Below are 7204 nucleotides of genomic sequence, written 5' to 3' on the forward strand. Positions count from 1 at the left end.
GGCTACTGCATTGTCTTGTTGAGCTTGCTTTTTAGCTTTCATTCTAGCAATAGCAGCGGCTACGGCTGCTTTACGGGGATCAACTTCAGCTTCAGATTTTGCATCGACATTTTGAGTTGTAACTACCGCATTGTCTTGTTGGGCTTGCTTTTTGGCTTTCATTCTAGCAATAGCAGCAGCTACGGCATCTTTACGAGGATCAACCTCAGTACTCGTTGTGGCTTCTGCTTTTTGAGCTGCTTTAATGGCTTGTTTCGCTTTTGCTTCTTCTTTACGTTTTTTGCGCTCAGCAATAATTGCAGAATTATCAGGTAATTCGTCTAGGTTTACCTCAACGATTTTGCCTACATTCTGTTTGGCTTTTACTCGAGAAAGTGCAGATTGAACCTCGTTATGAGCAGTATCGTCTAATTTAACAGCGGCACGTTGATGTCTTGCTTCACGCTCAAGTTTTTCACGCTCCATTCGTACTTTTTTAGCTTCAAAACGTGTTTTCGCTTCAGCAGCACGTTTAGCTTCTGCGTCAATTTCTCTAATTTCTGCTTTTTCTTGGCGATAATATTGCACTAAAGGAATATTACTAGGGCAAACAAACGCACAGGCACCACATTCTATACAATCGAATAAATTATGTTGCTGAGCCTTTTCATGCTCTTTCCCTTTACTAAACCAATAAAGTTGCTGAGGTAATAACCCACTAGGACAAGCATCAACACAATGACCACAACGGATACAGGCTTCTTCAACATTATCAATATCCATTTCTTCGATAGAAGGTATCAGTAAGCAGTTGGTTATTTTAATAACAGGCGCATTTAAATCAGGAAGTGTAAAGCCCATTAAAGGCCCTCCCATAATGACCATTTGCTCTGAACCTGCAACAAAGCCAGCTTGTTTTAATAATGAATAAATAGGTGTTCCTAATCGAGCCCAAAAGTTACCTGGTGTTTTAGCCCCTTGTCCTGTAATGGTAACGACGCGTTCAATTAATGGTTCATCATCAATAACTGCACGTTTAATAGCAACAACAGTACCTACGTTTTGCATTAAAACGCCGATATCAGAAGAGCGTCCACCTGAGGGGACTTCTTTACCTGTTAGTATTTTGGTTAATTGTTTTGCGCCACCTGATGGGTATTTAGTTGGGATCACCCGAATAAAAATACGTTTCTCTGAAGGAACATTGGCTAAAGCATGTTTTAAAGCCTCAATGGCCTCTGGTTTGTTATCTTCAATTCCAATAAGAACTTCATCAGGAGAAAGAAGATGAATGAGAACCTGACAGCCTGCAATCACTTCATCAGCATGCTCTTGCATTAAGCGATCGTCAGCAGTGATATAAGGCTCACATTCAGCAGCATTGATGATTAATGTTTTAATTAAATCACCAGCACCACGTAATTTAGAGGCAGTAGGGAATCCTGCACCACCTAATCCAGCAATGCCTGCTTCATGAATACGGGTTAATAGCGTTGCTTGGCTTTGTGATTGATAGTCTATAAGAGGATGCTTTTCTCGCCACTCATCTTTGCCATCTGATTTTATCCTAACAGCAATTTCTGGCAAGCCAGAAGGATGAGTGCTAGGAAATGGCTCTATTGCCGTCACTGTACCTGAGACAGACGCGTGAACAGGCAATGTTCTACCCACGCCTTTAGTTAAAGGCTGACCTTTTAATACATTATCACCGATATTAACGCAGACTTGGCCTGGAACACCTAAATGCTGATGTATAGGAATAATGACCTCATCAGGTAGTTTTGCAATACGCATAGGCGTTTGGCTTGATTGCAATTTCATTTCAGGAGGATGGATACCACCTTTAAAATCCCAAATTTTATCTTTTTTAAATAATGAAAAGAGATTAAACATGAGCGCCATCCTCCACCTTTAATGAAGGCTCATCTTCAGGTGTTTCTTCTGGTTCTACTGGAATATTTTTGACAGGAATTGTATTTAAGTCCCATTTCCAATTTGATGTGGTGACTTTAACAGGAACTAATGTAATACAATCTGTTGGACAGGGCGCTACACATAAATCGCACCCTGTACATAAATCTTCGATGACAGTGTGCATAGCGCGCGTTGCGCCAACGATAGCATCCACTGGACATGCCTGAATACATTTAGTGCATCCTATGCAGTTATCTTCGTCTATTAGCGCAACTTTTCTAATTGGATTTAGCGCTTCTTCATCACCGTCTAATGGTTGAGGATCAACCCCCATTAGCTCAGCAATTTTTAGCATAACTTGCTCACCACCAGGGGCACAGCGATTAATAAATTCGCCATTATTTGCAACAGCTTCAGCATAAGGACGACAACCAGGATGACCGCATTGACCGCATTGGCTTTGCGGTAGTATCGCATCAATTTTTTCGACTATAGGATCTTCTTCTACCTTAAAACGACGGGCAGAGTATCCCAAAATTAGCCCAAAGATTAGACCAAATGCACCTAGTACACTAATTGCTACCCATAAAGAATTCATTACAGTTTCACCAAACCACTAAAACCCATAAATGCAAGAGACATTAAACCTGCGGTAATTAAACCAATAGATGAGCCTTTAAAGGGCGCAGGAATATTTGCGACTGCAAGTCTCTCTCGTATTGCTGCAAATAGCACCATAACAAGAGAAAAACCAATGGCAGCACCAAAGCCATAAACAGCAGATTGCATAAAAGTATGGGATTCGTTGATATTTAATAACGCGACACCTAAAACAGCGCAGTTTGTGGTGATTAAAGGTAGAAAAATCCCCAATAAGCGATATAGCGCAGGGCTTGTTTTTCTTACTACCATTTCAGTGAACTGAACAACAACCGCTATTACTAAGATAAAGCTCAGGGTACGTAAGTAGAGTAAATCTAAAGGAACTAAAATAAAGGTATCCATTAACCAAGAACTAATAGACGCGAGTGTCATCACAAACGTTGTTGCAAAGCCCATTCCTATGGCAGTTTCTAATTTTTTTGATACGCCCATAAAAGGACATAAACCCAGGAATTTGACGAGTACAAAATTATTCACCAGTACGGTGCCAACGAATAGAAGCAAGTAGTCAGTCATTGCTATGCCAAAATAGTGTTAAAGTAGAAATAAAAGCCTCCTAAAAATAAAGAGGCTAAACGGGTGAGTATAATATCAAGCTGAAATGTATCGAGTTATCGATCTTGTGTGAAAGTTTCACGTACACGTTTTGAATATTTGATATAAGGGACTAAGAGAATGGTTGAGAATACAGCCCATAATAAAGATTTCACTGCAACCTGATCGTCAACAGGAGCAAAACCAAAGGTTTTAATCGCTAATAATAGGTTTATTAATAACCAAATAATAAATAAGCGAGGAAAATTTTTTGCACGATAAAAAAACTGACGCAATATGTAAGCCGTAAAAATAAACATTCCCCATGTTGTTATCGCGGATAAATACCATCCTGAGATAAGATGAATAGGGAGCTGATGAATAATTGAAAAGTCTGAAAAATATTTCATCATATAAAGTACAGACATTAAGCCCGCACCAATTAGTGATAACAACATATATGCCAATGGCGCAAGTAACCATCCTGTAATCGGCGCTCTTTTTGTTTGATTATCAATAAGCGTTGTCTGAGGTTTTAATTTCATTAATCTAAAATCCCTACTATTGTAGAAAGAACCAAACGAGATATTATCACAAACTTTGTTATTATTTATTTAACACAAAATATTAACGTCATTTTTGTTGAAGAGACTGTAAAAAATAGGAGAGGGCAATGGCAGATAAATTAAAGGTTGGAATTATTGGTTATGGCTATGCAAGCAAAACCTTTCATGCCCCACTTATAGATGCAACGCAAGGCTTAATACTCAGCGCAATTTCAAGCTCTGATGAAACTAAAGTGAAACAAGATTTTCCTGATATTCAGGTCTATTCTACCGCACAAGCCTTAATTGATGATCCCCAAATTGACCTAGTTATTATCCCAACACCTAATGACACACATTACTCATTAGCTTCTCAGGCGCTCTCTAACGGTAAGCATGTTGTCGTCGATAAACCTTTTACACTAACGCTAGAAGAGGCTGAAAAGCTAACAGAACAAGCAACAAAAGCAGGTAAGTTACTTTCTGTTTTTCATAATCGTCGTTGGGACTCAGGATTTTTGACAGTAAAAAAACTGCTTGAAGATAAGACATTAGGGGAGGTCAGTGCCTATGAAGCTCATTTTGATCGATTTCGTCCCGTCGTTCGTCAACGTTGGCGAGAAGATGCAGGTCTTGGTGGTGGACTTTGGTACGATCTTGCTCCTCACCTTCTTGATCAAGCCGTTTGCTTATTTGGTGTCCCCCTCGCTATTACAGCGAATATTGCACAATTACGTCCTAATGCAAAGAATGCAGATTATTTTCATGCCTTCCTTGATTATGAAAATATCAAAGTTGTTCTTCATGCTTCTATGCTGGTTGCTTCTCCAACACCTATTTTTGCTATTCATGGTACAAAAGGGAGTTATGCAAAATATGGTCTTGATACTCAAGAAGATGCACTAAAAGCAGGAAAACGCCCAACATCAATGCCGAATTGGGGTGAAGATAATCTTGATGGTGAATTAACGACCATAAATCATGCTGATGAGCTCGTTACAACAACATTGCCTACTTTATCAGGTAATTATCCTGCTTATTATGAGCAAATTTATCGAGCGATTACGTTAGGTGAAGAAAACCCAGTCACACCACTTCAAGCAATTTCTATTATGCGACTCATTGAAGCTGGCTTGTTATCAAATAAATTAAAACAGACGATTACGTTATAACAAGAAGGGAGTAATTAAAACAATGGCTTGGTGGCAAAAATTAAAACTTGATCCCTTTTTGATGATAATGATTTGTGTTGTGACATTGGCGACAGTGTTTCCTTGTGAAGGCGATATAAAAGTTGTCTTTCAATATCTAACAAAAGCAGCAATCGCTTTACTGTTTTTTCTTCATGGCGCAAAACTTTCTCGTGACGCTATTATGTCAGGCCTTGGACATTGGCGTCTTCATCTTACCGTTTTTGCAAGTACATTTATCCTTTTCCCTATTCTTGGATTAGGGCTACAAGTAATTGTTCCTCAATGGATGTCGCCGACGGTGTATATGGGCTTTTTATACCTATGTGCATTACCAGCGACAGTGCAATCAGCTATTGCATTCACCTCTGTTGCTGGTGGTAATGTAGCAGCTGCGATTTGTAGTGCTTCTGCTTCCAGTATATTAGGTGTATTCCTTTCACCTATACTGGTGAGCTTTTTAATGGAGACACAAGGCTCCGCTAGCGATTTTGATACGACTGGCGCAATTGGAGCTATTTTATTGCAACTGATGGTACCTTTTATTATTGGTCACTTATCGCGCCCTTTAATAGGACGTTGGGTTGATAGACATAAAAAACTAGTCAATAGAACAGATCGATCTTCTATTTTGCTGGTGGTATATGTTGCCTTTAGTGAGGCGGTTGTTGAAGGTATCTGGCATAAAATTGATGGCTGGTCATTACTAACCATTGCTGTGGTGAGCTGTGTCTTATTAGCAATTGTGCTAGTGGTGAATATTTATAGTGCAAGGTTATTAGGATTTAATAAAGCAGATGAAATTACAATTGTTTTTTGTGGTTCCAAAAAGAGTTTAGCGAATGGTGTACCTATGGCTAACGTCTTATTTCCAGCTGCAACTGTAGGAATTATGCTGTTGCCTTTAATGTTATTTCATCAAATCCAACTAATGGTTTGTGCTGTATTAGCACAGCGTTATGCAAATAAAATCGGTGAAAGTACAAAAAAATAAAGTTAGACAAGTCATTTTAAAACTAATAAAAAAGCACCGTAGAATTTATAAATCGGTGCTTTTTTGATTATTAATCATAATATTAATAATATTATTCGTTGTGGATTAGCCTTGGCTGACTTTTTTTATCAGTGCATCACGCTCTGCTTGGCTCATAAATGCCATAGTTAGACCATTGATCTGAGCCTGTCTGATTTGCTGTGGTGTTAAACCAGCTGCAGGCGCTGCAACGTTATATTCATAAGCCAGCTCAATGCCTTCAACCGCAGGGTCATCTGTATTAAGTGAAGCAATAATACCGTGATCTAAGAATGTTTTTAGTGGATGTTCAGCAAGTGAATTAATTGTGCTGGTTTGAATATTTGACGTTAGGCAAGATTCAATCCCAATTTGATGTTCAGCAAGATAATCCATTAAACGAGGGTCTTCTATTGCTTTAACACCATGACCAATACGGCTAGCACCTAATTTGTTAATCGCATGCCAAATGCTTTCAGCGCCTGCTGCTTCACCAGCATGCACTGTAATATTCCAACCAGTATCACGGGCACGATTAAAATGTGATTGAAATAAATGGCCAGGAAACCCTAGTTCATCACCCGCTAAATCAAGAGCTGTAATACTCTCTTGATGTGCTAAAAGGCCATTTAATTCTTGTTGACAAGCGTCTTCACCAAAAGTACGACTTAGTATACCAATAAGTTTAATTTCGACATCATAAGCGCGTTTAGCGCATTGAATACCATCAATAACAGCTTCAACGACACCTTCAACAGGTAACTGATGCTTCATTGCCATATAGTAAGGTGAAAAACGTAATTCAGCGTAATCAATACCCGCATTAACGACATCAACTACATTTTCATAAGCCACTCGGCGACAAGCATTTAAATCGGCTAAAACCGCAACACCCCAATCCAGTTTTTGTAAAAAGCTAACTAAACTTGGTTCATTGTGAGTAATTTGAACATGAGGGCGCAACGTCTCTAACTCATATGCTGGTAATGCAATATGATGTTGTTGTGCTAATTCTAAAATTGTTTGAGGACGAATATTTCCATCTAAATGACGGTGTAAATCGGTCAAAGGTAACTGTGTGTCTATCACTGGGTATTTCCTTTTAATAATATGAGGCTTTTATAAATTGGATAATAATAATTAGTTGCTCATTATTATCGCTGATTTTTATAATGTTCACTATAAACTAAACAAAGATTGGTTATTTTAAAATCAAAAAAATGATTTTTTATTTATTTATTTCACTCAAATAAAATATAAAAAAAAGAAATGGTCATTTTTTGAAACTTAGTTTCAACCTGATTGATGAGTTATGTCAGTTTAATTGAAATATAAAAAATTTTTGTAAAATCATGGGCATGAAACTA

7 protein-coding genes are annotated in these 7204 nt (G+C 38.3%); 2 read left to right on the top strand and 5 right to left on the bottom strand.

Annotated elements, in window-relative coordinates:
• The 4 genes from rsxC to M983_RS16260 all read right to left on the bottom strand — a co-directional run.
• Window positions 1-1872 (bottom strand): electron transport complex subunit RsxC (gene rsxC, locus M983_RS16245; RefSeq protein ID WP_066753459.1); only part of this gene is annotated, 1872 nt, incomplete at its 3' end.
• Window positions 1865-2491 (bottom strand): electron transport complex subunit RsxB, encoded by a 627-nt coding sequence (rsxB, locus tag M983_RS16250; RefSeq protein ID WP_066753462.1) that lies wholly within the window; start codon window positions 2489-2491, stop codon window positions 1865-1867. The genes rsxB and rsxC, both read right to left, overlap by 8 nt.
• Window positions 2491-3072: an electron transport complex subunit RsxA gene (rsxA, locus tag M983_RS16255; protein WP_066753466.1), complete on the bottom strand. Its 582-nt coding sequence runs from the start codon at window positions 3070-3072 to the stop codon at window positions 2491-2493. The genes rsxB and rsxA overlap by 1 nt, the downstream gene beginning before the upstream one ends.
• Window positions 3073-3167: 95 nt before the next feature.
• Entirely contained in the window at window positions 3168-3635 is a 468-nt protein-coding gene (locus M983_RS16260) for a DUF2569 domain-containing protein (RefSeq protein ID WP_066753469.1), read from the bottom strand.
• Window positions 3636-3763: 128 nt separating this feature from the next.
• Here M983_RS16260 and M983_RS16265 point away from each other — a divergent pair, with 128 nt between their 5' ends.
• Both M983_RS16265 and M983_RS16270 read left to right on the top strand, forming a co-directional pair.
• Complete coding sequence (locus M983_RS16265; RefSeq protein ID WP_066753472.1) at window positions 3764-4807, top strand: oxidoreductase; 1044 nt, start codon at window positions 3764-3766, stop codon at window positions 4805-4807.
• 22 nt (window positions 4808-4829) lie between these two features.
• The gene (locus M983_RS16270; protein ID WP_066753475.1) at window positions 4830-5819 is read left to right on the top strand and encodes a bile acid:sodium symporter family protein; all 990 of its coding nucleotides are present in this window, start codon (window positions 4830-4832) and stop codon (window positions 5817-5819) included.
• A 105-nt stretch (window positions 5820-5924) separates the two neighbouring features.
• Here the strand turns inward: M983_RS16270 and add are convergent, their stop codons facing one another.
• The gene (gene add, locus M983_RS16275) at window positions 5925-6926 is read right to left on the bottom strand and encodes an adenosine deaminase (RefSeq protein ID WP_066753478.1); all 1002 of its coding nucleotides are present in this window, start codon (window positions 6924-6926) and stop codon (window positions 5925-5927) included.
• Between the last annotated feature and the right edge of the window lie 278 nt (window positions 6927-7204).

It is taken from the genome of Proteus myxofaciens ATCC 19692, from assembly GCF_001654855.1.
Lineage (GTDB): Bacteria > Pseudomonadota > Gammaproteobacteria > Enterobacterales > Enterobacteriaceae > Proteus > Proteus myxofaciens.